The sequence below is a fragment of the Shinella sedimenti genome (assembly GCF_022601905.1).
GTDB lineage: Bacteria > Pseudomonadota > Alphaproteobacteria > Rhizobiales > Rhizobiaceae > Shinella > Shinella sedimenti.
Genome location: NZ_JAKVIN010000003.1, coordinates 366,807 through 392,137 on the forward strand (window position 1 = coordinate 366,807; position 25,331 = coordinate 392,137).

The following is a 25,331-nucleotide window of genomic DNA, read 5'->3' on the forward strand; positions in this document are numbered from 1 at the left end:
TCCCTAAATATCCGGCCCGCCCATGGCTTCGGCGATCAGGTCGTCCGCAGCTTCCGCCAGCAGCGAATCCTGTGCCTCTCCCGCCACCGTTTCCCTGCCGATTTCCAGCATGATCGGCACGGCAAGCGGCGAGATGCGGGTCAGTTGCCGGTTGGTGATATGCCCTTTGATTCGAGCCAGCATATCGCCCAATCGCTGAATATCCAAAAGCCCCGCCGCCGCATCGTTGCGCGTCGCCTCAAGCAGGATGTGATCCGGCTCGTGGCTGCGCAGCACGTCATAGATCAGGTCGGCGGAAACGGTGACCTGTCGTCCGGTCTTTTCCTTGCCGGGATGACGCTGCTCGATCAAGCCAGCAATCACGGCACAATTGCGGAAGGTGCGCTTGAGCATGTAGCTTTCGTCGAGCCAGGCTTCCAGGTCGTCGCCCAGCATGTCCTCGTCGAAGAGCGAGGACAGCGACGGACGCTCGACGGCAAAGGCGTGGCCGAGATCGTCCAGCGCCCAGATGGCAAGAGAATAGTCGGTGGCGACGAAACCGAGCGGCCGGCGGCCGGCGCGCTCCAGCCGGCGAGTGAGCAGCATTCCGAGCGTCTGGTGGGCGAGCCGCCCTTCGAAAGGATAGGCCACCATGTAATGGCGGCTGCCGCGCGGGAACGTCTCGATCAGAAGCTCGTCGCGCCTGGGCAGGGATGAGACGTCGCGCTGCAGGGAAAGCCAGTCGCGCACCTGATCGGGCAGGGCACCCCAGCGCGCGGGATCGTCCAGCATGCCGCGGACCTGATCGGCGAGATAGGTGGAGAGCGGGAACTTGCCGCCGGCATAGGCCGGCACTTTCGGGTCGAGCGAGAAGGCCTGGCTGACGAGGCATTCGTTCTCACGGATGCCCTCGAAACGCAGCACCTTGCCCGAGAACAGGAAGGTATCGCCGGGCGCGAGCATTTCGAGGAAATATTCCTCCACCTTGCCGAGCGATGCCCCGCCGCGCCCGACAGCACCCTTCGCGCCGCGCTTGACCATGCGCACATTGAGCATCGGCATCTCGACGATGGTGCCGAGATTGAGACGGTATTGCTGCGCGACCCCGGGGTTGGAGACGCGCCAGAGACCGTCCGCGGTCTTGCGGATACGGGCATAGCGCTCATAGGTCTTCAGCGCATAGCCGCCGGTCGCCACGAACTGCACGATGCGACCGAATTTTTCACACGGCAGGCCGGTATAGGGCGAGGCGGAAGTGACTTCGGCAAAGAGGTCGTCCTCGTCGAAAGGGGCGGCACAGGCCATTCCGAGCACATGCTGGGCGAGCACATCGAGCGCGCCATCGCCGACGGGCGGCGTATCCTGCGCGCCGATATAGTTGGCATCGAGCGCCGCCTGGCACTCCATGACCTCGAAGCGGTTTGCAGGCACCAGGATGGCGCGGCTCGGCTCGTCCATGCGGTGGTTGGCGCGGCCGATGCGCTGGGCGAGCCGCGAGGCGCCTTTCGGCGCGCCGACATGAATGACGAGATCGACATCGCCCCAGTCGATGCCGAGGTCGAGCGTCGAGGTGGCGACGACGGCACGCAGGCGGTTTTCCGCCATGGCCTGCTCGACCTTGCGGCGCTGGCCGACATCGAGCGAGCCGTGGTGCAGGGCAATCGGCAGCGTATCCTCGTTGATGTTCCAGAGTTCCTGGAAGAGGATTTCCGCCTGGCTGCGCGTGTTGACGAAGAGCAGCGCCGTCTTGTGCTGCTTGATCGCCTCATAGACCTCCGGCATGGCATACTTCGCCTGATGGCCGGACCAGGGCACGCGCTCCTCGCTCTTGAGGATGGTGATGATGGGTCGAGCCCCGCCCGGCGCGGTGACGAGGCCGGCATGGTTCTCCTCACCGGCCGATTGCGCGACCAGCCAGCGGCGCAGGTCCATCGGCTCGGCCACCGTCGCGGAAAGACCGATGGTCCTGAGACTAGGTGCGAGGCGGCGCAGGCGCGCAAGGCCGAGCGACAGCAGGTGGCCGCGCTTGGACGTGACGAGCGAATGAAGCTCGTCGAAGATGACGTATTTCAGGTCCTTGAAGAAGCGAGGCGCCTCGCCGTTGGCAATGAGCAGCGCCACCTGTTCGGGCGTGGTCAAAAGGATGTCGGGCGGGTTCAGCCGCTGGCGCTGACGCTTGGCCTGCGGGGTGTCGCCGGTGCGCGTCTCGATGGTGATGGGCAGGCCCATTTCCGAGACGGGCTTCATCAGGTTGCGCTCGATGTCGACGGCAAGCGCCTTCAGGGGCGAGATGTACAGCGTGTGGATGCCGGTGAAGGCCGAGCCCGGCGGGATCTTGCCGCGGCGCGTCAGGTCGGTCAGCGCCGGCAGGAAGCCGGCCAGCGTCTTGCCCGCGCCGGTGGGCGCGATCAGCAGCAGACTTTCTCCCGCGGTCGCGCGCGACAAAAGCTCCATCTGATGCGCGCGCGGCTGCCATCCCTTGCCTGCGAACCATGCAGAAAAGGTCGCGGGCAGCAGGGCACGGGCGGCTTCGGCGGAATCGGTCATGTCGAAGACAAGCTAGTCGATCCCGTCCGAAAGAAAAGAACCGCACGGAAAGGATTGACTCGTAAATAATCATGGATAATTATTGTCCATGATTTTTGGAGGTGCTGGTGAAGCTCAGTGAAGGTGTCGAACAGGCGATCCACAGTGTGGCGATGCTGGCGCAGCTCTCCGCCGACGGCGTGCTGTCGGCCGCCTCGCTCGCGGCGTATCACGGCGTGAAGACGAGCTATCTGTTGAAGCATCTCCAGGCCTTATCAGGTGCCGGCCTGCTTTCCACGTTGCCCGGCCCCAGAGGCGGCTACCGATTGGCACGCAACGCCGAGCAGATCACGCTTCTGGATATCGTGCTGGCCGTGGAGGGGCCGGAGCCGGCCTTCCGCTGTCTGGAAATCCGCCAGCGCGGCCCCAACCCGCTGCCGGGCAAGCCCACGCGCCCCTGCGAGATCAATGCCGCCATGCTGCGCGCGGAAAAGGCCTACCGCGCCGAACTGCGGCGTGTGACGGTGGCCGATATCCTCGCCGATGTAGCGGCCGGTGATGACGGATCGATTGCGGCGCGCGGCTGCGCCTTTCTTGCCATTCATGAACGCAAGCAGGGCGCATGACGCCCACAACAGGAGAACGACCATGCAGGAACGACTGAACGGCTACAAGGCGGCGCCCGATGCCTACAAGGCGATCATGGGACTGGAGACCTATATCAAGAAAGAATCAGGCCTCGATCCGGCCTTGATCCATCTGATCAAGCTGCGTGCATCGCAGATCAACGGCTGTGCCTATTGCGTCGACATGCATGTGAAGGAAGCGCGTCAGCACGGCCTTTCCGAACAGTGGATCAATCTCCTGTCGGTGTGGCGGGAATCGCCTGTCTACACCCCGGTCGAACGCGCCGTTCTGGAATGGACCGAGGCGGTGACGCGACTGGCCGACACCGGAGCGCCGGATTCGGCTTACGAACCGCTGAAGGCCTTTTTCACCGACGCCGAAATCGCCAAGCTGACGATTGCGATCGGCACGATCAACATCTGGAACCGTGTCGCCGTCAGCTTCCGCAGCCAGCATCCGCTGGACGCGGCGACAAAGGCGGCATGAGGCGTCACATCGCGATATAGCGGTCTGCGCGGTGGTTGATGGTCAGGAAGAGATTGAGCACCACCGCGCCGACGACCGAGCACAGCACGATGAAAGGGGCGGCGACCGCAAAAGCCGCTGCGAGCACGACCACGTCGAAGGCAAGCTGTACGAGGCCGGCGCGCACCCCGAAGCGATCCTGAAGATAGACGGCGAGAATGCCCACGCCGCCCAGGCTGGCGCGGTGGCGGTAGAGGCCGAGCAGGCCGAAACCCAGCAGGATGCCGGCCAGCACCGCCGTCCACATCGGATCGATGCTCTCGATGCGCACGAAATGCGGCTGCAACTCGGTAATGACAGAGGTCAGCGACACCGCGATGATCGTCTTAACGGTAAAGGCGCGGCCAAGGCGCTTGAGGCCGAGCAGATAGAAGGGAATGTTCACGACCGTATAGAACAGGCCGAAGCTGTATCCGGTCAGGTAATGCAGGATGAAGGCGACGCCGGCTGTGCCGCTCGCAACCAGCCCGGCACTGCTCATGAGGGCAAGGCCCAGTGCGGCGATCATGCTGCTGGCAAACACGCCCTGCGCATCTTCCAGCGGCGTGTGGCGCGTGGGTGTGGGATTCCAGAAGCCGAAACGCCGCTTGTCGCCGTCCATGGCCGATCTCCGCTCGTGTTTTATTGTTGTATCGCGCCGCGTGTCGGACGCAAGCCTATGCCCGGCGTCTCGCCAGGAAGAGAAGACCATGCACGGGCTCGCCCGCGTCACGCCGAATCACGCTTCGTTCCACCGTCAGCAGATCGAAGCCGTCCTCGCCAAGCCTGCGGCGGATGAAGCCTTCCGGATGGGCATAGCGCAACGAAGGCCGCAGCCGCGGCGTTTCGCCCGGTCCGCTATCCTCCACGGAAAAGGCAAAGAGCCCGCCCGGTCGCGCAAGGCGGGCAACGCTTGGAAAGACTTCCGCGAGATCGCCGAGATACATCAGCACGTCGGCGGCGCTGACGAGATCGGCGCGCCCCTCCGGTCCATCGGCAAAGAGGCCGCTTGCGGGGGCCGGCAGCGACAGGTCGGCCTGGGCGAGGTGATCGTAGACCGCCTTTTCGCCGGCCTTGGTCAGCATGCCGGCAGACAGGTCGAAGCCTTCGAGGCGCACGGCATTGCTGCGGATTTCCACGCCGAACAGGCCCGTGCCGCAACCGATATCCGATACGAGGCCGAACCGGGCATCGTCACCCGCATACTTGCGCACGACGGCCGCGAGCGTCTGCGGAACTGTGTATTCCAGCCGCTCGACAAGGGCGGTGTCGAAACGGTCCGCATAGTCGTCGAAGAGCCGTTCGACATAGGGTGTCGGCGGGGTGGCGGGCGCCTCGGTGACGCCGAGCACGGCAAGCTTGAGGCCGGCACCGAAGATATCGGCGGGATCGAGCGCGATGACCTTGCGCAACGCCGTGGCGGCCGCCTCCTTCTGGCCCGATTTCTCGGCATATTCGGCCAGCCGGAACCAGCCGGCCGCCCAGCCGGGCACCTGCTCGAGCGCCTGTTCCATCAGCTCCGCAGCCTCCGCGTACTCCCCCGATTCCGCAAACATGCGGGCGTAATCGGCGCGGCGGTCGGCAATGAGATCGCCGGAGGAGAAGTGCGGGCTCGTCATGGGGGCTCGGAAACGGGAAGCTGACGCCGCTACATGGCAGGGCCGTAACAAAAGGCAAGTGAATTCTCACACGGATGCCTCGCTTGCCGGCTGACCGGTGAGGGCTTATCTGGAGTGCAGACGAATTTATGGAGAATCAGCGGATGTCCAATGGCGTGAACGGGTTCCTCGGCGACTCGCCGCTGCGCGTGATCATCAAGCTCCTGATCCTGTCGGTGGCCGTGGGCTTTCTGATGTCGATCTTCGGGCTCTATCCCGACGATATCCTCTTTGCTGCACGCGATTTCGTGCTCGATATCTGGAATACCGGCTTCAAGACGCTCGGCCGGCTTGGCGACTATCTCCTGCTCGGCGCAGTCATCGTCGTGCCGATCTTCATCCTCATCCGCCTGTTCAGCTATAAGCGCTGACCATGCTGACGCGCCGCACTTTCCTCGCCGCCTCCGCGGCTGCCATCGCAGCTCTCGCCGCCGGCTGTTCCACCACCAGCGTTCTCGCCCCCTCGGCCGGGACGGGTAGTGACCAGACGGCTGCCTCGCTCGGCCTCGTCAACAAGCTCAGGGCCGAGCGCGGCCTGCCGCCGCTTGCCATCGACAGACAGGCGCAGCGTGCGGCGATGGATCAGGCGAGCCGCATGGCGTCTGCCGGCAAGATGGAGCACAATATTGGCCTCGGCGCGAACTTCCTCAAGCGCATGAAGGGCATGGAGGTGCCGCTTCCGGCTGCCGAGAATATCGCGGTCGGGCAAAGCACGGCGGCAGCGGCCTTCGATGCCTGGTATCGCTCGCCCCGGCACCTGACGAACATGCTGGGTGCCGGCTATCGCGGCCTCGGCGTGGCGGTCGTCTCCAACCCCGCCTCGGGCAACAGGCCGTACTGGGCAATGGTCCTGTCGAGCTGAACGCAACAAGCCACCGGGGGTAGGGCGATGAATGCATCGGCGGTAAGCGAAAACGAAAATGCCGGCCCCTTCGAGGTGACGCACCGGCTGGTGCTGTCCATCGCCATACCCATGACGCTCGGCTTCCTCACGACGCCGCTGATCGGACTGACCGATACGGCCGTGGCCGGGCGGCTCGGCTCGGCTAATGCGCTGGCGGGCATGGCCGTGGGCGCCGTGCTGTTCGACCTGCTGCTTGGCAGCTTCAATTTCCTGCGCGCCTCCACCACCGGCCTCGTCGCCCAGGCGTTCGGCCGAGGTGACCGGCGCGAGGAGCAGGCGGTGTACTGGCGCTCGCTCATCATCGCGCTCTGTTGCGGGCTGGCGATTGCGCTGCTCTCGCCTTTCCTGCTCTCGGCCGGCCTGTTCCTGATGGCGCCGTCGCCGGATGTCGCAGCCGTGACCTCGACCTATTTCCTCATTCGCGCGCTCGCCGCCCCGATGGCGCTCGGCAATTACGCGCTGCTCGGTTTCGTGCTGGGTCGCGGGCAGGGCATGACCGGGCTGATGTTGCAGGCCATCATCAACGGCGTGAATATCGTGTTGTCGATCGTTCTCGGCCTGTGGTGGGGCTGGGGCATTGCGGGCATAGCCTGGGGCGCCGTAATCGGCGAGACGACCGGGATGCTGGCGGGCCTAGCGCTGGTCGTGTCGCGCTTCGACAGAAGGCAGCGGCCTGCCCGCACGGAAATCTTTGAGCGCGAACGGTTGAAGGCGCTGTTTTCGCTCAATCGCGACATCATGATCCGCACCTTCGTGCTGATCGGCGCCTTCGCTATCATGACGCGCATCGGCTCCTCCATGGGCCCGCTGGTGTTGGCCGCCAATGCGGTGCTGATGAACATCTTCCTCGTCGCCGGCTATTATCTCGATGGCCTTGCCAATGCCGCCGAACAGCTCGTGGGCCGCGCCTTCGGCGCCAATTTCCGGCCGGCCTTCGACCGTGCCGTCAAGCTCACGCTCGTCTGGTCCTTCGGCCTCGGCATCGTGACGACGCTGCTGTTCCTCGTCTTCGGTACCGATATCATCGGTCTCTTGACGACGACGGAAAGCGTGCGCGCGGAAGCAGCCAAATACCTGCCCTGGGCCGCGCTGACCGCCGTCACCGGCGCGCTCGCTTTCCAGATGGACGGGGTGTTCATCGGCGCGACATGGTCCGGCGCGATGCGTAACATGATGCTGGCGGCATTCGTCGGCTATCTCCTGGCACTGGCGCTGTTCGTTCCGCTTCTGGGCAATCACGGCCTCTGGCTGGCGCTCAACCTGTTCCTCGCATTCCGGGGACTGTTCCTGGCGCTGCGTATGCCGGCGCTGGCGGGGCGGCAATTTGCCGGGCAAAGCCGCATCTAGATCGTTCTTTTTTAGGGTTGAACGCTGCCTCACCCCGATTACTCTGCGTTTCGTTTGCTCCATGGATCAGATGAAACGAAAACAGAGTACATGATGAAAATGAAAAGCCTTTTTACCGCTACCCTCGTTTTTCTTGCGATGAATTCCGCCGCCCATGCCGAAAGACGGCCGACGATCCTGGATCTGGCCGCGCAGGGATATGAGATCAAATCGACATCCGGAAACTATGTCTTCCTGCAGAACGAGGAGAAGATTTATGTCTGCTCTTTTCTGCAGATGAGCGAATACAACGTCGCCTCCGGTGAGGTCGACGCGATCAAGTTCGATTGCGCGGCGATCAAATGAAGATAGCCGTCTTTGCTCTTGCGCTGATACAGATGGCAATCGGCTTGATGTTCATTGTCGAGGCTGAATCGGTTCCAAGATTGACTCTTGGAACCATATCCTTCGGCCTGGGGTCGGTTTGTTTCGCACTTGCGGTGGTTATCGGGAAGCTGGATGAAATCCGTTCGAACCAACGCTGAACACCACCCATAGCCTGCCGCTTAATGCGGCCTGTCGAGCTGCGCGGCCTTGCGTATATCCTGAGTGATGGTGTTGGCATCCTCTTCGCGGATCTCCGCTCGGGCGCGCAGCCAATGGGAATATTCCCGACCCTCAGGGCTGCCTTCCTCTTTCCAGATCTGATGGGCCCTTCTGCGAATCCTGTCGTCCTGGTCTTCCATGGTGCGTCCCTCCTTGGCCATTCGGCCATAAAGGCGGGGTCGGTGCAGGCTACCGTCGATGTGAACCGCTTTTGCCGGACACTCCACCCGCCCTATAGGAATCCCGCTGGGCTGGTTTGGTTCCGTAAGGGCCGTCAGATAGGACGATCGGCCCAGTGCGCCGTGCGGATGCCGCGAAGGGCGGAGATCGTCGATACCTGCTCGCGATCGCAAAGGCGCGAGAGGCCGCTGACGATCGCACCCGGCAGGGTAGGGCCGGCATAGACCATGCAGGAATAGAGCTGCACGAGGTTCCCACCCGCGCGGATCTTTTCCGCTGCGGTCTCAGCATCCGAAACGCCGCCCACGCCGATGATCGGCATGTCGTCGCCGACGCGCCGCCGCATCTTGGCGAGCACGATGGTCGATTTCTCGAAGAGCGGCTTGCCGGAAAGCCCGCCGGCTTCGCCGGCCTGGCGGGTATCGCGCAATCCTTCGCGCGCGAGGGTCGTGTTGGAAACGATCAGCCCGTCGAGCGGATGGGCCAGCGCCACCTCGGCGATATCGTCGAGGCCTTCTTCGGAAAGATCGGGCGCGATCTTGAGGAAGACCGGAACCTGCCGGCCGCTGCGCGTCGCTTCCTCGGCCCGTGCCGTCAGCACGGAAGACAGCAGCGCGTGCAGGCTTTCCTTCGCCTGCAGGTCGCGCAGGCCCGGCGTGTTGGGCGAGGAAATGTTGGCGGTGAAGTAGCGGGCGACGTCGTAGAAGGTGCGGATGCCGGCCACATAGTCCGCGATGCGGTCGACGCTGTCCTTGTTTGCGCCGATATTGACACCGATCAGCGCATCGCGCCGGCAGCGCTTCAGGCGTTCGAGGGCAGCGGCATGGCCCGCATTGTTGAAGCCGAGCCGGTTGATCACGGCATTGTCGGCGACGAGGCGGAAGATGCGCGGCTTGGGATTGCCCTCCTGCGCGCGCGGCGTCAGCGTGCCCACCTCCGCAAAGCCGAAGCCCAGGCGGATGAGCGCTTCGGGCACCTCCGCATTCTTGTCGTAGCCGGCGGCCATGCCGAGCGGATTGGGAAAGTGAAGCCCGGCGACGGTCTGCGCCAGGCGCGGATCGGCCTTGGCGGGGCAGGCGGGCACGATGCCGGTCTTCAGCGCTGATATGGACAGGCCGTGCGCGGTTTCCGGGTCGAACAGGAAGAGGCCCTTGCGGCCGAGCGAGGAAAGCAACGACATCAGAGCGGCATCTCCGGAAACTGGTGGGCGCCGTCGGGTCCGAGCGGCAGGGGCTTTTCCCAAAGGACGGCAGACAGGGGAAGCGCGGCGTAAAGGTGCGGAAAGAGATCGCCGCCACGCGAGGGTTCGTAGACGAGCGTGTCGCCGAGTACATCGCCATCGACCGCAACGAGCAGAAGGTCGCTCTGGCCGGCGAAGTGGCGTGCGGCGGTCTCCCTGGCCTGCGCTGCGGTGGAGAAATGGATGTAGCCATCGGCAAGATCGATGGCCGCGCCTTCGAATATTCCGGCCGCCTTCGCTTTTTGCCACAGACTTGACGGAACGATCTTGTAGATTGTCTTGGTCATCTCGTCCGTTTCTCCTCTGGCTGGCGCGTTTCACGCTAGCGCTTGCCGCAAAGAACGACGAATGTCCACCGGCCACAGCCCGGCAAACCGGCTCTTGGAGGATTTTGCATGCGAATTTCCGCTCTTCCCCTGACCCTTGTTGCCGCGCTTGCGGCGGGCGCCGCCCATGCCGAAGGCGAAGGCCGCTACCGCATGGAAAAAACGGATGCGGGCTTCGTGCGGCTCGACACCGCCTCCGGCGACCTCTCGCTCTGCCAAGAAAAGGACGGCCAGATCGTCTGCCGCATGGCAGCCGACGAGCGCGCGGCCTTCGAAAAGGAGCTCGACCTCCTGACCAAGCGCGTCGAAGCGCTGGAAAAAGCTGTTGCAACCGGTCAGTCAACCGCAAAACCTGCTCTACCATCGGATGAAGAGATTGACCGGACCATGAGCATCATGGAAAAGATGATGCAAAGGTTCATGGGCATCGTGAAAAACCTGGAGGATGGCAAGGAGGAGCCGGCCCCCGGGAAGGACGCGGTCCCGCAGAAGACCTGACGGAACGCTTTGCCGGCCAGCGCCGTGCCTGTTCCGTCGCGGGGTCCATCAACTCTTGGGAGGGAGCGCATGGCATCGGCACTCACGATCATCATCGCGGATGACCATCCGCTGTTCCGCGGCGCGCTGAAACAGGCACTGACCGGAATGGCGGGTAATCCTGATATCGTCGAGGCGGGCGATTTCGAGGCCGCGCGCAAGGCGGCCGAGGCCCATCCGGACGCGGACCTGCTGCTTCTCGATCTCGCCATGCCCGGCGTCAGCGGCCTGTCGGGCCTGATCGCGCTTCGGGCGGAGTTCCAGAGCCTGCCAGTCGTCATTGTTTCCGCCAGTGATGATCCCGCGACCATCCGCAGGGCGCTCGATCTCGGCGCATCCGGCTTCATTTCCAAATCCGCCTCCATCGACGATATCCGCGAAGGCATCGGTTCGGTGCTGGAGGGCAATGTCTATACGCCGGGCGGCTATGTGCGCGCGCCCGAACAGGACGGCGAAGTCGCCGACCTCATCGCGCGCCTGCGCACCCTGACACCGCAGCAATCGCGCGTGCTCGCCATGCTGGCCGAGGGCCTGCTCAACAAGCAGATTGCCTATGAACTCGGCGTGTCCGAGGCGACGATCAAGGCCCATGTCTCGGCCATTCTCCTGAAGCTCAACGTCGACAGCCGCACCCAGGCGGTCATCCAGCTCGGCAAGATCGGCGCTGCGCAGGCGGCAGCCTGACGTTACTCCGCGGCCGCGCGTTCCACCGTTGAAAGCTGCGTGAGCCAGGCCCGCATCGAGGCCGGGCGGACGGGCTTGTTCTGCACGAGGATATTGTCGCGTTCCGCCTCGGCGCGCACATCCGGCGTGCGGTCGGCAGTGACGAGCAGGGCCGGCACCTCGCGGCCAAGCGCCTTGCGCAGCGTAGCGATCGCGGCGATCCCCGTGCCGTCGTCGAGGTGGTAGTCGGCGATGACGGCGCCGAAATCGGGTGCCCCGTCCGCCACCATTGCTTCGACCGCCGCAACGGAATCCGCCAGCGTCACGGTGCAACCCCAGCCGGACAGCAGCAGACGCATGCCGTCGAGGATCCTGGGCTCGTTGTCGATGCACAGCACCCGCAGCCCCTTCAGGGGCTCCTCGCTCGTCTGCGCGCGTGCGGACGTTTCGGCCACCGGCCGGCTTGCCGCGGCATCGATGGGCACACGGACCTTGAAACTGGTGCCGCGCCCGGGCGCCGACTGCAACTCGACCGGATGCGAAAGCACACGCGAGATGCGATCCACGATCGAGAGCCCGAGGCCGAGCCCCGGGGCGGTGCGGGCACCCTCGTCGAGGCGGGCGAATTCCTTGAAGACGGTGCGGAATTTGGAGGCGGGAATGCCGATGCCGGAATCGAGGACCTGGATATAGGCGCGGTCGCCCTTGCGCCGCACGCCAACGAGAACCTTGCCGGAATGGGTGTACTTGATGGCATTGGACACGAGGTTCTGCACCACGCGGCGCAGCAGGTTGGGGTCCGTGCGGATGGCAAGCGAGCTCGGCAGCACCTTGAAGCTGAGATCCTTGGCCCGCGCGATGGGGGCGAAGTCGGTTTCTATGCGCTTCAGCAGATCCTTGAGCAGGACGGTTTGCACCCGCGGCTTCATCGCTCCCGTATCGAGGCGCGAAATGTCGAGCACGGCGCCGAGGATCGCCTCCACCGATTCCAGAGAGGAATCGATGTTGTGGATCATCTCCCGGTTTTCCGTATCGCCCAGCCGCTCGACCAGCGAGGAGGAGTAGAGCCGGGCGGCATTCAGCGGCTGGAGGATATCGTGGCCGGCGGCGGCGAAGAAGCGCGTCTTTCCGATATTGGCTTCCTCGGCGGCGGCGCGGGCCTCTGCCAGCGCGGTGTTGACTCGGGTGAGTTCAGCCGTGCGCTCGGCAACGCGATGCTCCAGCGTCTCGTTGACCTGCTTGAGGGCGCGGTCGGCCGCGACCCGGTCGGTAATGTCGGTATAGGTGGAAACGAAGCCCTTTTCCGGCATGGCATTGGTGCGCACCTCGATGATTCGCTCACCGCCGGCCAGCACCAGCGGGAAGGCCTCATCGAAGGTCATGATGCGGGAAATCGCGCTCTGCCTGTCTTCTTCCGCGATATCGCCGCGCTCGACGAGGATCTCAACGATATCGGCGAGCGGGAAGCCGACCTGGCCGACATATTCCGGCAGGTCCAGCAACTGGCGGAAGCGCCGGTTCCAGACCGTGAGATTGCCGTCGCTGTCGAAGACGGCGATGCCCTGGTCCATCTGGCCGAGCGCGGTCTGCAGCATGTCCTGATTGTATTGCAGCGCCTCGCTGGCCTGATCGAGCAGCCAGTCCGTGTCCGTCGGCGTATCGTCGATACGCTGGAGCACGAGCGAAAGCACGAGGCGCGCCGAGGACGAACCGATGGCGCTGCCCAGGAGCTGTTCGGAAAAATGCACGATGGCCGCATCCGCCGGGGCGTTGTCCTCCAGCCAGCGGCCGACCTGTCGCTCATAGGTGTGGAAGGAGCGCTGCATGCGCTCCTCGCCGAGATATTTGGCGATCGTGGTCTTGAGGTCCTTGACCGTCACCTTGGTGCGGCGGCCGCGGAAGGCACGCTCGAGCCGGGGTTTGGAGCGGATGAAGGTGCCGGCCTGAAGACGCTCCAGCGATGTCGGATTGCGCGTGAGCGAACCGATGACATAGGCGCCGACATTGACCATCATGGCGATAAGCGTCGCGTTGACCAGCGGATCGGCGGCTTCGCCGGTGAATAGGGTGGTGCCGGGGAAGAGGAAACCCAGAATGGTCTCGGCGACATAGGCGTTGTCGGCAACCCCGATGCTGGGCAGGAACAGCAGGTAGGCCCAGACCACCAGCCCGCAGATCATGCCCGCCATCGCGCCGCGTGCATTGGCATTGCGCCAGAACAGGCCGCCGAGCAGCGCGGGCGCCACCTGCGCCACCGCGGCAAAGGCCAGCAGGCCCATCGAGGCAAGGCCGGCATTGGCGGTCGTTGCGCGATAATAGGCGTAACCGAGCAGGATCACGAAGAAGATGGCGAGGCGGCGGATGCGCAGCAGCATGCGCGAGATGTCGTCCTGCTGCTCGACGCCGCCGATGAGGTTACGCCGCAGCACGACCGGGATGACGATATCGTTCGATACCATGATGGACAGCGCCACCGAGGCGACGATGACCATGGCGGTGGCGGCTGAAAAGCCGCCGATGAAGGCGATCAGGGTCAGGAGAGGCTGGTCGAGCGCGAAGGGCAGCGTGAGAACGTAGAGATCGGCATCGCCCTGGCCGTTGAAGGTCAGCACGCCGCCGATCGCGACGGGCAGGACGAAGAGGTTGATGGCGATGAGGTAGAGCGGGAAAAGAATGCCCGCTGTCCGCAGCTCGCCCATCGTGCGGTTCTCGACCACGGTGACGTGGAACTGGCGCGGCAGCATGACGATGGCGAAGGCCGACAGCACGATCAGCAGGATCCAGCGCGCGACGGGCGTTTCGTAAGTCAGCGCCTGCATCACGGGCACGCTTTCGGACGCCCGCTGCCAGAGATCGCCGGGACCGTCGAACATGAAGAAGATGACGTAGAAGCCGACTGAGGCCATGGCGATGAGCTTGACCACCGATTCCATCGAGATGGCGAGGATGAGGCCGTCCTGATGTTCGGTCGCATCCGTGTGGCGCGTGCCGAACACGATGGCAAAGCAGGCAAGGAACAGCGAAACGACCAGCGGCAGGTCGATAAGGCCGCCGGAGGCCGCGATGCCGAAGCCGGTCGTGTCCACCATCGCCGCGACCGAACTCGACACGGCCTTCAATTGCAGCGCGATATAGGGAATGTAGCCGATCAGCGAGATGAGCGCGACGACGGCGGCCACGCCCGGGTTCTTGCCGTAGCGGGCGGCCACGAAATCGGCGATCGAGGTGAGGCGCTCGGACTTGGCGAGTGTCACGATGCGGCGCAGCAGCGGCATGCCGAGCGTGAACATCAGGATCGGCCCGATATAGATGCCGAGGAATTCGAGACCGTGCGTGGTGGCGAGGCCGACGCCGCCGAAATAGGTCCAGGAGGTGCAGTAGATCGCAAGGCTGAGCGCATAGACGAGCGGCCGGCCCTTCGACGCGCGTTCGGAGCGCCGGGCCTTGCTGTCGCCATAACTTGCGACCGCGAAGAGCAGCAGCAGATAGGCGAGCGCGAGCGCGATGATCAGCGATCCCGGCATGCTTCCTCCCGCAGTCCTTCGGCCTTTTGCGCGAGAATAGGCGAAAGCGGCGCGGAAGCAAATTATGCCTTGGGTGTAGACGCAAAACGCGTGAGGGCAGGCTGCGACGGCCGGCTGCGAAATGGCGGTGTGTAACCATCGGGAGATTGACAGTTCACAGTTCCATCGGAAGTAAAACTAAATTAGTTTCCTTGTCACTCGCAGCAAAAGGAGGCCCTCATGCTCAATGAGTTCAAGGAGTTTATCGCCCGCGGCAATGTCATGGACCTTGCCGTCGGTGTCATCATCGGCGCAGCCTTCAACAAGATCGTCGAATCCGTGGTCAACGACCTTGTCATGCCGGTCGTCGGTGCGCTGACTGGGGGCGGTTTCGATTTCTCCAACTATTTCATTGCGCTGTCGGGCAATGTCACGGCGACATCGCTGGCCGCCGCCCGCGAGCAGGGCGCGGTCTTCGCCTACGGCAACTTCATCACCGTGCTCATCAACTTCCTTATCCTCGCCTGGATCATCTTCCTGATGATCAAGGGCGTGAACCGCATGCGCGCATCGCTGGAAAAGGAAAAGGCCGCCGGTGCGCCCGAGGCTGCTACGCCGCCGGAAGATGTCCAGCTGCTCACCGAGATCCGCGATCTCCTGAAGAGCCAGAGCCGCCCGGCCGTCTGAGGCGACCTGCCCTGAGCATGAAGAGAAGGCCCGGTCTGCCGGGCCTTTTTTTGTCTGTCAGGCCGTTGCGCCGGCCGTCTTGGTCTGGTGGATTTCCACAAGGCTCGGGCCCTTGCGGCCGGCGGCGCGCGCAAGCGCTTCAGGCAGGTCTCGCACATCTGCAAGCCGTTCCGAGGGCACGCCATAGGCCGTGCCGATGGCGATGAAGTCGGGTGCCGAGGGCTTGACGCCCTCAGGTGTGATGCCGGCGTCGATCATGTAGTTTTCGATTTCCTGATAGCCGTCATTGTTCCAGACGAGGAAGATGACGCGGGCATCCGCATCGACCGCCGAGCCGATTTCCGAAAGCGAGAATTGCAGGCCGCCATCCCCGACAAGGCAGATGATCGGCGCGCCCGGCTCGGCAAGGGCCGCGCCCACCGCCGCCGGTGGCGCAAAGCCGAGGGCGCCGTAGCCCGTCGCGGCGTTGAACCAGCTGCGGGCGCGCGGCGCATCGCAATAGTAGTTGCCGGCATAGACGGCCTGGGTGGAGTCACCGACGATGATCGCCTTGGGCAGCGTGCGCCAGATGGCGTCGATGACGCCGACTTCGGCCTGCATCTTCGCCGTCAGCTCACCCCACGCGCCCTTGCGTGCGGCCTCCGCGCGCTGGGAACCGTTGCCGATCGGCTTGTGGCCCTCAAGGAAGCCGAGCATGCCGGCGGCGGCCGTCTTGGCGCTGGAGAAGACCGACAGGCCCATCTGCGGCGTGCGGGCAAGCTGGGCGGCATCGATGTCCACGCGGATCAGCGACTTGAGCCGGGGGAACCCGCCATCGACGTTAATGTCGTAATCGGTTGGGCCGAACTCGGTGCCGAAGGCGATGACGAGGTCGGCGTCCGCAAGCAGGCGGCGCACGGCCTTGAGGCTGGGGCTGGCGGGCACGCGCAACGGATGGCCGGCGAGCATGCCGCGCGCATTGACGGTGGTCACGACCGGCGCGCCGATGCGCTCTGCAAGGTCGCGGATCTCGTCTTCCGCGGTCACCGCGCCGCCGCCGGCCAGGATGACCGGGCGCGAGGCATTGGTGCAGAGGATCGCCGCGCGCTGCAGCGTTTCGGCATCGGCACGCGGGCGTGTCGCGACGGCCGGCTTGAAGCTCCCGGTCTCGATCGGCTTTGCCATCACGTCCGTGGGGATCTCGATATGCACCGGGCCGGGACGGCCGGACAGGAGAACGGCGAAGGCACGCTCGACGACGAGCGGCAGGTCGGCAGGATTGAGCAGGGTGTGGGAATAGAGGGCAAGCGTCTTCATCATGCCCTGCTGGTCCGGCAGTTCGTGCAGCAGCCCGCGGCCATGGCCAAGCGAATCCCGCTTGTTGACGCCCGAGATGACCAGCATGGGCACGGAATCCTGCCGCGCCTGCGCCATCGCGGTGATGGTGTTGGTGAGGCCCGGGCCGGTAATGACGAGGGCGACGCCCGGCTTGCCGGAGACGCGCGCATAGCCGTCCGCCATGAAGCCCGCGCCCTGTTCGTGGCGCGGCGTGATGTGGCGGATCTTCGAGGCGGCGAGGCCGCGATAGAGCTCCACCGTATGAACGCCGGGAATGCCGAACACGACCTCCACACCATTGGCTTCGAGCAGATCGACCAGAACTTCGCCGACGGTTTTGGTGGTCATGCGTAGCGCTCCTTCGGGCTTGTGGCACGGGTAGCAAGGGCTGCGATGCGCTTGCAGGCCTCGTCTATATGGGTATCGGGCACGGTGAGGCTGAGGCGGATGATACCCTTCGCCTCTTCGCCGAACGAAGAGCCAGGCATGACGGCGACGCTTTCCTCGCGCAGCAGCGCCCAGGCGAATTCCTCGCCGCTCAGGCCGGTACCTGAGACATCGACGACGATGAACATCCCGGCTTCCGGCGGCAACGGCACGAGGCCCGGGGCGCGCGACAGCGCCTCGGCGAAGCGCGCCGCGCGGGCCTTGTAGGTGGCGCGCATCGTGGCGGCGGTGCCAATGGGGTTGTCCAGCGCATGGGCGGTCATATCGGCGATGAAGGGCTGGCCGCCGAACAGCATGGTCTCCGACACCGACAGCAGGCGCGTGCAGAATTCCGCCGGGCCAACGGCCCAGCCGCTGCGAAAACCGGGCGCCGCATGGGATTTCGAGATGGAAGAGACGACGATGGTGCGCTCCGCTAGATCCGGATTGTCGAAGGGCGAGGCGAAGGCGGCGCCGAAGATCAGCTGTTCGTAAACCTCGTCGCAGACGATCCACAGGTCGTACTTGCGGCAAACCTCGCCGATCTCGGCAATCTCACCCGCCGTCAGCACCGCGCCGGTCGGATTGTGCGGCGTGTTGAGTAGCACCGCGCGGCATTGCGGCGTGATGGCGGCCTCGAGATCGGCGGCCTTCATGTGGAAGCCGTTTTCCGGGCGCAGCGGCACGGTGATCTGTGCGGCGCCGGTCGCGCGGATGACGCCTTCATAGGTCGCATAGAGCGGATCGCCGACGAGCACGGCGTCGCCGGCTTCGACAAGGCCCAGCATGACGGCGAAAAGTGCGGTCTGCGTGCCGGGAAAGCAGAGCACGTTCTCCTCCGTCACGCCGGCCCGGCGCTTGGCGTACTTGCGCACCAGCGCGCTGACGACGGACGGCTCGCCGCGCCCGTTGGAGTAGCGGTAGCGGCCGGCATGCATGGCACGCACCGCCTCTGCCAGAAGGGTCGCATCCGGGGGCACGTCAGGCTCGCCGATGGTCAGCTCGATGATCGGCTGACCCTCGGCCTTCATGCGCCGCGCCTCCGCATGGATCGCCCATTTCTCGGAGCCGAGATTTGCGAGCCGGTCTGTGATGGATGCGTAGCGCATGGCTGTCCTCCGCATGGGAATGATCGGTCTAGGGTCGCGGCCCGGCATCGGCCGGTCTCAGCGGCAGTCCGAGCAGCGTTTCGATGGATGTCAGCGCAATCTCGACGAGTTCGCTTTCACCGAAGAGTTCACCGGCAAGACAACCTTCCAGCCACAGGCCGTCGAGAAGACCGTTGACGGCGATGGCAAGCCGGCGGCAGCGCTCCGGCGAGGCATCCGCACCGCGCTCTGCCAGAAAGTCGCCCAGCAGTGTTTCGAGCGCGTTGCGAAACCCGAGATAGCCTTCGCGATGGATCGCCGCCAGTTCCGGGTCCACGCTGACCCGGCTGATGAACGAGGCCCACAAGGAGAGGCTGCGGCTGTTGGCGACCGGCTCCGTCAGGTTGATGACGATGAAGTCGCGCAGCCGCGTTTCCGCATCACCGGTCACGCGCTCGGCCTTTTCGGTCAGCCGGGCGATGACCACGCGATAGGCTTCCTGAAGGATGTGCTCCTTCGACTGGAAATAGTGGCGAATCAGGCCGGCCGTGACGCCCGCTTTAATGGCGATCTGCCGGACCGTCGCCCCCTGCAGCCCGTATTCGGCGATGCAGTCGAGCGTCGCCTCGATCAGGTCGTGGCGGCGCTCGGCCTCGGGGGCGCGATGAAAGGTCCGGCGGGCCATGTCATCCTCTCGTTCTGGGCGGTTTCGACGGCAAATCCGCCCGTATGTGCTGGCTGGAATTGCCTCATGCGGCCTGGCGCAGCACCGGCCGCGTGAGGCAGGTCGGCCCGCCTTCGCAGGCGATGCAGAGCGCGTCGGCCTCGAATGTCTGGACGGTGCAGCCGGCCGCCTCCATTGCCGCCCTGGTGGCCGGGAAGCCTTCCACCATGATGACGTCGTAGGGCTTCGTCGGCAAGACGTTGAGCGATAGGCCGTTGCTGGCATGGAACTCGTCGGCCGGGGCCTCGATGAGCTGTATGCCGCGCTTCTTCAAGAGCTGGTAGAAGGCAGCGGGAAGCAGCGGCGCGAAGACCAGCGCGAGATTGTCGGCAAGCGGGCTCATCACACTCATCAGGTGGAGGCATGCTTCTTCGCCTTGCCAGAGCGGGAGATCGTAGGCGAGCACGCTCACGCCATGCGGTGCGAGAATGCGCGTGATCTGATCGATGCCTTCCTGGTTTGTCCGCACGCCGCGGCCGATGACGAGCGTCTTCGCATCGAGCCAAATGCAGTCGCCGCCTTCGACGGTGCCTTCACCCGTGATTCGACCGAGAATGGGAATCTGCCGCTCGGCATAGGCCTTTTCGTGCAGCGCGGTTTCGGCAACACGCAGCGGCTTGCCCATGCGCAGCAGAATGGCCCCGTGATCCGACATAAGCGACGGATCATGCGTGAACATCGCGTCGGCGAGGCCATCGCCATCGTCTTCCAGCCAGATGATTTCGGCGCCGGATTTTTCCACCATCTCCGCGAAGGCGGAATATTGTGCAACTGCGCGCTCGCCATCGAATGTCGGCCCGTAATGCCATTTGGCAGGATCGGCGGCGCGCAGGCTTGCGCCGGGACGGCGCATGAGAACGCGCTTGAGAGGGGCAGACATTTCCTGCGAACCGAAGGCGGTCATTCAATACTCCTGGCAGAAACGGGATCGATGGACGGGCGCCGGAATAAAAGTCGGCGTGACGATTATTATACGCTTGAACAATTTCTTAACAAGTGCCACGATGACTTAAACAAAGAGAACGACGGGCCGAAGATGCCCGCGGGAACGTTGAAAAACAGGGGAATTTGGCATGAGTCATGCATCGACTTTCCGTGCGCGCGAGGCAAGCGCGCGATGATGGAGCGTGCCGAGGCAATCGCAGTCAGGGACCTGCACAAACGCTTCGGACCGCTCGAGGTTCTCAAGGGCGTATCGCTCACGGCGCATGAGGGCGACGTCATCGCCATCATCGGCGGCTCGGGCTCGGGCAAGTCGACCCTGCTGCGCTGCATCAACATGCTGGAACTGCCGAGCGCCGGCTCGGTCACCATTCACGGCGAGACCATCTCCATGAAGAAGGACGGTCACGGTGGACAGCTGCCGTCCGACCGAAAGCAGGTGCAGCGCATCCGCTCCCGTCTCGGCATGGTCTTCCAGAGCTTCAATCTGTGGCAGCATATGACGATCCTCGAAAACGTCATCGAGGCGCCGGTGCATGTGCTCGGCATCCGCAAGGACGAGGCGGTCGACCGCGCCGAAACGCTGCTGCGGCGCGTCGGCCTTCATGAGAAGCGCGATGCCTATCCCGCCTTTCTCTCCGGCGGCCAGCAGCAGCGCGCGGCGATTGCCCGCGCGCTCGCCATCCAGCCCCATGTCATGCTGTTCGACGAGCCCACCTCGGCGCTCGACCCGGAACTGGTGGGCGAAGTGCTTTCCGTCATCGGCGATCTCGCCAAGGAAAAGCGCACGATGATCCTCGTTACGCACGAAATGAAGTTCGCCCGCAATGTCGCGAGCCACGTCGTTTTCCTGGCCAATGGCGTCATCGAGGAACAGGGTCCGCCGGACGAACTGTTCGGATCGCCGAAGTCGGAGCGCCTGAAGAAGTTCATCAGTTCCATCCACTGAAAACCATAAGACCAACAGAGGGAAGATCATGAAGAATGCCTTGAAGACAATCGCCCTTGCCGCCGCCATCGGCATTGCCGCCGTTTCGGGCGCTGCGGCCCAGCAGGTCCGCGTCGGCTTTGCCGCTGAGCCCTATCCGCCCTTCACCTCGCCGGATGCTTCCGGCAACTGGGAAGGCTGGGAAGTCGACTTCATGAAGGCGATCTGCACCGAAGCCAAGCTTGATTGCGTAATCACGCCCGTTGCCTGGGACGGCATCATCCCGGCGCTCACCTCCAACAAGATCGACATGATCATCGGCTCGATGTCGATCACCGCTGAGCGCCTCCAGACGATCGATTTCTCCGATAAGTATTACAACACCCCGACGGCGGTCATCGGCCCGAAGGGCGAAAGCTTCGAAGCCACGCCGGAAGGGCTGAAGGGCAAGACTGTCGGCGTGCAGGTCGCGACCATCCACCAGGTCTATGCCAACAAGTATTTCGGCGAGAACGGCGCGACGGTGAAGGAATACCAGACGCAGGACGAGGCCAACAACGACCTCGCCGCCGGCCGCATCGATGCGGTGCAGGCGGATTCCATCGCGCTGTCCGCGTTCCTGAAATCCGAACAGGGCGCTGCCTGCTGCGACCTGAAGGGCAACGTCAAGGACGACCCGGATATTCTCGGTCTTGGCGTCGGTGTCGGCCTGCGCAAGGGCGAGGCGGAGCTGAAGGAAAAGATCAACGCCGCGATCAAGGCCATCCGTGCCAACGGCACCTATGACGAGATCACCAAGAAGTATTTCGATTTCGACGTTTACGGGGGCTGATGGGTTCCGATGACCACCGCGGCGGTGCCGGGCACCGCCGCGCTTCCTTCCCGAACGGATACGAGACCCCATGGCCGATGCCGGATCGCTGATCAACTGGAGCCTGCTCGCGCTCAACCCGCCCGGCTGGGGCGGCGTGCTTCTGGGAGGTCTGTGGCAGTCCGTGCAGATTGCGATCGGGGGCTATGCGCTCGGCCTGGTGCTTGGCACGGGCGGCGCGATGGGCAAGCTCTATGGCGGGCCCGTGACCAAGGATCTGCTGGAGGTCTATACCACGCTGGTGCGCGCGGTGCCGGAACTCGTGTTGATCCTCATTCTCTATTATGCGGGCACGGATGTGCTCAACAGGCTGTCGAACGCCGCTGGCTGGGGGCCGGTCGATATCAGCGGCCTGGCCGCGGGGATCTTCGTCATCGGCGTCGTGCAGGGCGCCTATTCGACCGAGGTGCTGCGCGGCGCGATCAAGGCGGTGCCGGCGGGGCAGATCGAAGCGGCGCGCGCTTATGGCATGTCGCCCGTGCAGATCATGCGGCGCATCACCCTGCCGGCCATGCTGCCGCACGCCATTCCCGGCCTGTCCAATCTTTGGCTGATCGCCACCAAGGATACGGCGCTGCTGGCTGTCGTCGGCTTCAGCGAACTGACGCTGGTGACGCGCCAGGCCGCGGGCAGCACCAAAGCGTACCTGCTCTTCTTCTGCGCGGCAGGGGCACTCTATCTGATGATCACGCTGGTTTCGAACGTGCTGATCGGCTTCATCGAGCGCCATTACCGGCGCGGCATGCCGGAGGCCGTGCGATGAGCGATCCGACCGTCGCCGCTATGGCGCTGACCGAACTGCCGACGAAGCAGAGCTTCTTCAAGCCGCATCGCATCGTGCTGATGGCGATCGCCGCCGTGCTCGTCTTCTGTATCGTCTGGTTCATGCGCTGGGACTGGGTGCCGAAATATTCCGGCCGCCTCGTTTATGGCGTCGGCGTCACGCTCATGCTGCTGTTCGTGACGTCGATCCTCGGGTTCCTGCTGGCGCTGCCGATCGGCCTCGTGCAGGTCACCGGGCCGTGGCCGCTGAAGATGCTCGCAAAGGGGTTCTGCACCATCGTCCGCGGCACGCCGCTGCTGTTGCAACTGTGGCTGCTCTATTACGGCCTCGGCTCGCTCTTTCCGCAGTTTCCGGAAATCCGCAATTCGTTCCTCTGGCCCTATCTGCGCGAGGCATGGCCTTATGGGGTGGCGGCACTTACCATCTCCTTTGCTGCCTATGAGGGTGAGGTGATGCGCGGTGCCTTTGCCGGCGTACCGCCCGGCGAGCTGGAAGCCGCGCGCGCCTATGGCATGAGCCCCTTCACCGTCTTCCGCCGCATCTGGCTGCCGCGCGCCATCCATCGCGCCCTGCCGACCCTGAACGGTGAGACGGTGCTGCAACTGAAGGCGACGCCGCTCGTCGCGACGATCACCGTGATCGATGTCTATGCCGTCGTCTCCAAGGTACGGCAAGAGACCTACATCACCTACGAGCCGCTGCTTCTCCTGGCGCTCATCTATCTCTGCCTGACCGCACTTCTCGTGGTGGGCTTCCGCTATTTCGAAAGCAGGATCCCGACGCGGGGCGCCTGATACCGGTGACGACATGACGATCCACACGACCTTGCTCAACAACATGCCCGAAATGGTGGCCATTCGCCGTGACCTGCACGAGCATCCCGAACTCGGCCTGGAGGAGGTGCGGACCTCCGATGTGATCGCGCGCCATCTCGAAGGCTACGGTTACACGGTGTCGCGCGGCCTCGCCAGGACGGGCCTCGTGGCGACGCTCACCAACGGCACGAGCCACAAGTCGATCGGCATTCGCGCCGATATCGATGCCCTGCCGATCCTGGAGGAAACCGGCCTTCCCTATGCCAGCAAGACGCCGGGCCGCATGCATGCCTGCGGGCACGACGGCCACACGGCCATGTTGCTCGGTGCGGCGAAGGCCATTGCCGAGCGGCGCAATTTCGACGGCACCGTGCATCTCATCTTCCAGCCGGCGGAGGAAAATTTCGGCGGCGCGAAGATCATGGTAGAAGAGGGGCTGTTCGACCGCTTTCCCTGCGACGCGGTCTTTGCGCTTCACAACGAGCCCGGCCTTCCCTTCGGCCAGTTCGCGCTGCGCGAAGGCCCGATCATGGCGGCGGTCGACGAGGCGCGCATTACCGTCAACGGGCGCGGCGGCCATGGCGCAGAACCGCAGGAGACGCTCGACCCCATCGTCTGCGGCGCCTCCATCGTCATGGCGCTTCAGACCATCGTATCGCGCAACATTCACCCGATCGATCCGACGGTGGTCACGGTCGGCTCGTTCCATTCGGGTTCGGCAAGCAACATCATTCCCAGCCGCGCCGAGATCGTGGTGGGCATCCGCTCCTTCGATGCAAATGTGCGCGATGAGTTGGAGCGCCGCATCCGCCTGGTCGCCGTGGGACAGGCGGAAAGCTACGGCATGACGGCGACGGTGGATTATCAGCGCTTCTACGACGCCACCGTCAACCATAAGGCGGAGACGGATCTGGTGCGGGACCTTGCCATCCGCTTTGCCGGCGCCGACAAGGTCGTCGATCTCGAGCGTCCTTTCATGGGCAGCGAGGATTTCGCCTATATGCTGAAGGAACGTCCCGGCACGTATTTCTTCCTCGGCGGCAAAAGCGGCGAAAACGACCACTCGCTGCACCACCCCGCCTATAATTTCAACGACGACCTTCTCCCCGTCGGCGCCGCCTTCTGGACCGAACTTACGGAGCATTATCTTCGCCCGGCCTGAACAGGGAATCACGTAGGGATTCTGATAGGCATTTGGGACAACCGGTCCGCCCCGCGGACCTCTGTGACACAATTCCGTCACAATTTAGCCGGGCCGATACGGTGTTTTCCGGCACTAATTTTCTTTCTCACACCTTCGTGAAACTCTTGAAATTTCGCGCAGCGTGTAAACCGCCACATTTGTTAATGTGACAGTTCCGTGATGCACACTTTACGTGCATTCATTGCCTCATGATGAAGGCATTCAAATAATATTCTTTTAAATCAGATGTTTATGTTGATGATTGTTTGTGCAGATAAACAGTCCGGCCGGACGGTTCTGGTGCATTTTATCGTTTTGGGTTGTGCTCGTTAGACGCCGTTTTCATTGTTCAACAAACGTTGACAGTTGTTTCCAGAAGCAGACCCTTGCGGCCCACAAAATGAGGGACCATCTTTAAATCACGAAAGCGGCACACCCCGCTTCCGAAAGTCAACACAAGGGAAAGACGATGCCGGAACCGTTGAAGCAAAGAGAGCTGTGAGCGCCCCAGAATTGGCCCGCCCCTGCAATCGAGCAAGACCGCACCGCCGCTTCCCACACCACATATAGGAAAGGACGACCACAATGACCAAGACCCTTAACACCACCTTCGCCGCTGCCCTCATCGCAGCTTCCGTCTTCGGCGGCGCCTCCGCTGCCTTCGCCAGCGGCGACTACTATGTCGGCGGTTCGCCGGATGCCGTTCAGAGCCAGAACGTAGACGCGTTCCGCACCAACAGCATCGGCAACAAGCACGTCGTCTCCGGCCAGTCGGCCTCTGTCGAGCAGCCTTATGACCGCGGCGACTACCGCTCGGTAGCCCCGGTTAACGGCAACTAATCCGACCGCAGACGAAACCTCCCAAGATTTGAATAGGACAAAGACCATGACCAAGACCCTGAACACCACTTTCGCCGCTGCCCTCATCGCAGCTTCCGTCTTCGGCGGCGCCTCCGCTGCCTTCGCCAGCGGCGACTACTATGTCGG

27 protein-coding genes are annotated in these 25,331 nt (G+C 63.8%); 16 read left to right on the top strand and 11 right to left on the bottom strand.

Annotation, left to right across the window (positions count from 1 at the left end; all coding sequences use genetic code 11):
* Positions 1-3 precede the first annotated feature (3 nt).
* Complete coding sequence (locus tag MKI86_RS09150; protein WP_241600162.1) at positions 4-2,526, bottom strand: ligase-associated DNA damage response DEXH box helicase; 2,523 nt, start codon at positions 2,524-2,526, stop codon at positions 4-6.
* A 107-nt stretch (positions 2,527-2,633) separates the two neighbouring features.
* Here MKI86_RS09150 and MKI86_RS09155 point away from each other — a divergent pair, with 107 nt between their 5' ends.
* Positions 2,634-3,131 carry an RrF2 family transcriptional regulator gene (locus MKI86_RS09155; protein WP_241600164.1) on the top strand — a complete coding sequence of 166 codons (498 nt, stop codon included), beginning with the start codon at positions 2,634-2,636 and terminating at the stop codon, positions 3,129-3,131.
* Between the two features lie 22 nt (positions 3,132-3,153).
* Positions 3,154-3,618, top strand: coding sequence for a carboxymuconolactone decarboxylase family protein (locus tag MKI86_RS09160; protein ID WP_241600166.1), 465 nt, complete (start codon positions 3,154-3,156; stop codon positions 3,616-3,618).
* Positions 3,619-3,622: 4 nt separating this feature from the next.
* On the opposite strand, the gene MKI86_RS09165 is transcribed toward MKI86_RS09160, so the two are convergent.
* Together MKI86_RS09165 and MKI86_RS09170 are read right to left on the bottom strand one after the other, a co-directional pair.
* Positions 3,623-4,258, bottom strand: coding sequence for a DUF6198 family protein (locus MKI86_RS09165; protein ID WP_241600168.1), 636 nt, complete (start codon positions 4,256-4,258; stop codon positions 3,623-3,625).
* A gap of 55 nt (positions 4,259-4,313) precedes the next feature.
* Positions 4,314-5,255: a class I SAM-dependent methyltransferase gene (locus MKI86_RS09170; protein ID WP_241600170.1), complete on the bottom strand. Its 942-nt coding sequence runs from the start codon at positions 5,253-5,255 to the stop codon at positions 4,314-4,316.
* A 143-nt stretch (positions 5,256-5,398) separates the two neighbouring features.
* On the opposite strand from MKI86_RS09170, the gene MKI86_RS09175 reads away from it, so the two are divergent.
* From MKI86_RS09175 to MKI86_RS09195, 5 genes are all read left to right on the top strand, one after another.
* Positions 5,399-5,665: a DUF6460 domain-containing protein gene (locus tag MKI86_RS09175; protein WP_241600172.1), complete on the top strand. Its 267-nt coding sequence runs from the start codon at positions 5,399-5,401 to the stop codon at positions 5,663-5,665.
* A 2-nt stretch (positions 5,666-5,667) separates the two neighbouring features.
* Positions 5,668-6,156, top strand: a complete 489-nt coding sequence (locus MKI86_RS09180) for a CAP domain-containing protein (RefSeq protein ID WP_241600173.1) — start codon at positions 5,668-5,670, stop codon at positions 6,154-6,156.
* A 27-nt stretch (positions 6,157-6,183) separates the two neighbouring features.
* Positions 6,184-7,545 carry an MATE family efflux transporter gene (locus MKI86_RS09185; protein WP_241600175.1) on the top strand — a complete coding sequence of 454 codons (1,362 nt, stop codon included), beginning with the start codon at positions 6,184-6,186 and terminating at the stop codon, positions 7,543-7,545.
* 93 nt (positions 7,546-7,638) lie between these two features.
* On the top strand, positions 7,639-7,890 hold the full coding sequence (locus tag MKI86_RS09190; protein WP_241600177.1) for a hypothetical protein: 252 nt from the start codon (positions 7,639-7,641) through the stop codon (positions 7,888-7,890).
* Complete coding sequence (locus tag MKI86_RS09195; RefSeq protein WP_241600179.1) at positions 7,887-8,069, top strand: hypothetical protein; 183 nt, start codon at positions 7,887-7,889, stop codon at positions 8,067-8,069. The genes MKI86_RS09190 and MKI86_RS09195 overlap by 4 nt, the downstream gene beginning before the upstream one ends.
* Before the next feature lie 21 nt (positions 8,070-8,090).
* Here MKI86_RS09195 and MKI86_RS09200 read toward each other — a convergent pair whose 3' ends face one another.
* The 3 genes from MKI86_RS09200 to MKI86_RS09210 all read right to left on the bottom strand — a co-directional run bounded on the left by MKI86_RS09200 (position 8,091) and on the right by MKI86_RS09210 (position 9,837).
* The gene (locus tag MKI86_RS09200; RefSeq protein ID WP_241600181.1) at positions 8,091-8,270 is read right to left on the bottom strand and encodes a DUF2934 domain-containing protein; all 180 of its coding nucleotides are present in this window, start codon (positions 8,268-8,270) and stop codon (positions 8,091-8,093) included.
* A 134-nt stretch (positions 8,271-8,404) separates the two neighbouring features.
* Positions 8,405-9,490 carry a quinone-dependent dihydroorotate dehydrogenase gene (locus tag MKI86_RS09205; RefSeq protein ID WP_241600183.1) on the bottom strand — a complete coding sequence of 362 codons (1,086 nt, stop codon included), beginning with the start codon at positions 9,488-9,490 and terminating at the stop codon, positions 8,405-8,407.
* Positions 9,490-9,837, bottom strand: coding sequence for a DUF952 domain-containing protein (locus MKI86_RS09210; RefSeq protein WP_241600185.1), 348 nt, complete (start codon positions 9,835-9,837; stop codon positions 9,490-9,492). The genes MKI86_RS09205 and MKI86_RS09210 overlap by 1 nt, the downstream gene beginning before the upstream one ends.
* Before the next feature lie 108 nt (positions 9,838-9,945).
* Between MKI86_RS09210 and MKI86_RS09215 the strand changes: the two genes are divergently transcribed.
* Both MKI86_RS09215 and MKI86_RS09220 read left to right on the top strand, forming a co-directional pair.
* Positions 9,946-10,374, top strand: coding sequence for a hypothetical protein (locus tag MKI86_RS09215; protein ID WP_241600716.1), 429 nt, complete (start codon positions 9,946-9,948; stop codon positions 10,372-10,374).
* Between the two features lie 69 nt (positions 10,375-10,443).
* Positions 10,444-11,097 carry a response regulator transcription factor gene (locus tag MKI86_RS09220; RefSeq protein ID WP_241600186.1) on the top strand — a complete coding sequence of 218 codons (654 nt, stop codon included), beginning with the start codon at positions 10,444-10,446 and terminating at the stop codon, positions 11,095-11,097.
* A gap of 2 nt (positions 11,098-11,099) precedes the next feature.
* Here the strand turns inward: MKI86_RS09220 and MKI86_RS09225 are convergent, their stop codons facing one another.
* Complete coding sequence (locus MKI86_RS09225; protein WP_241600187.1) at positions 11,100-14,600, bottom strand: hybrid sensor histidine kinase/response regulator; 3,501 nt, start codon at positions 14,598-14,600, stop codon at positions 11,100-11,102.
* Positions 14,601-14,819: 219 nt separating this feature from the next.
* Between MKI86_RS09225 and mscL the strand changes: the two genes are divergently transcribed.
* Complete coding sequence (mscL, locus tag MKI86_RS09230) at positions 14,820-15,266, top strand: large conductance mechanosensitive channel protein MscL (RefSeq protein WP_241600188.1); 447 nt, start codon at positions 14,820-14,822, stop codon at positions 15,264-15,266.
* Between the two features lie 57 nt (positions 15,267-15,323).
* Here the strand turns inward: mscL and MKI86_RS09235 are convergent, their stop codons facing one another.
* From MKI86_RS09235 to MKI86_RS09250, 4 genes are all read right to left on the bottom strand, one after another.
* The gene (locus tag MKI86_RS09235; protein ID WP_241600189.1) at positions 15,324-16,931 is read right to left on the bottom strand and encodes a 5-guanidino-2-oxopentanoate decarboxylase; all 1,608 of its coding nucleotides are present in this window, start codon (positions 16,929-16,931) and stop codon (positions 15,324-15,326) included.
* The gene (locus tag MKI86_RS09240) at positions 16,928-18,118 is read right to left on the bottom strand and encodes a pyridoxal phosphate-dependent aminotransferase (protein ID WP_241600190.1); all 1,191 of its coding nucleotides are present in this window, start codon (positions 18,116-18,118) and stop codon (positions 16,928-16,930) included. Before MKI86_RS09240 ends, MKI86_RS09235 begins: the two co-directional genes overlap by 4 nt.
* Before the next feature lie 28 nt (positions 18,119-18,146).
* Complete coding sequence (locus tag MKI86_RS09245) at positions 18,147-18,782, bottom strand: TetR family transcriptional regulator C-terminal domain-containing protein (protein ID WP_241600191.1); 636 nt, start codon at positions 18,780-18,782, stop codon at positions 18,147-18,149.
* Positions 18,783-18,846: 64 nt separating this feature from the next.
* Positions 18,847-19,725: a dimethylarginine dimethylaminohydrolase family protein gene (locus MKI86_RS09250; RefSeq protein ID WP_241600193.1), complete on the bottom strand. Its 879-nt coding sequence runs from the start codon at positions 19,723-19,725 to the stop codon at positions 18,847-18,849.
* A 213-nt stretch (positions 19,726-19,938) separates the two neighbouring features.
* Here MKI86_RS09250 and MKI86_RS09255 point away from each other — a divergent pair, with 213 nt between their 5' ends.
* The 6 genes from MKI86_RS09255 to MKI86_RS09280 all read left to right on the top strand — a co-directional run bounded on the left by MKI86_RS09255 (position 19,939) and on the right by MKI86_RS09280 (position 25,184).
* A complete protein-coding gene (locus tag MKI86_RS09255) occupies positions 19,939-20,712 on the top strand; it encodes an ABC transporter ATP-binding protein (RefSeq protein WP_241600195.1) in 774 nt (257 codons plus the stop codon).
* A gap of 28 nt (positions 20,713-20,740) precedes the next feature.
* Complete coding sequence (locus MKI86_RS09260; RefSeq protein WP_241600197.1) at positions 20,741-21,523, top strand: transporter substrate-binding domain-containing protein; 783 nt, start codon at positions 20,741-20,743, stop codon at positions 21,521-21,523.
* 70 nt (positions 21,524-21,593) lie between these two features.
* Complete coding sequence (locus MKI86_RS09265; protein ID WP_241600199.1) at positions 21,594-22,325, top strand: ABC transporter permease; 732 nt, start codon at positions 21,594-21,596, stop codon at positions 22,323-22,325.
* Positions 22,322-23,140 (top strand): ABC transporter permease, encoded by an 819-nt coding sequence (locus MKI86_RS09270; RefSeq protein WP_241600201.1) that lies wholly within the window; start codon positions 22,322-22,324, stop codon positions 23,138-23,140. The genes MKI86_RS09265 and MKI86_RS09270 overlap by 4 nt, the downstream gene beginning before the upstream one ends.
* A 13-nt stretch (positions 23,141-23,153) precedes the next feature.
* Positions 23,154-24,323, top strand: a complete 1,170-nt coding sequence (locus MKI86_RS09275) for a M20 aminoacylase family protein (RefSeq protein ID WP_241600203.1) — start codon at positions 23,154-23,156, stop codon at positions 24,321-24,323.
* Positions 24,324-24,929: 606 nt separating this feature from the next.
* Positions 24,930-25,184 (top strand): hypothetical protein, encoded by a 255-nt coding sequence (locus tag MKI86_RS09280; RefSeq protein ID WP_241600205.1) that lies wholly within the window; start codon positions 24,930-24,932, stop codon positions 25,182-25,184.
* Positions 25,185-25,331: the final 147 nt, after the last annotated feature.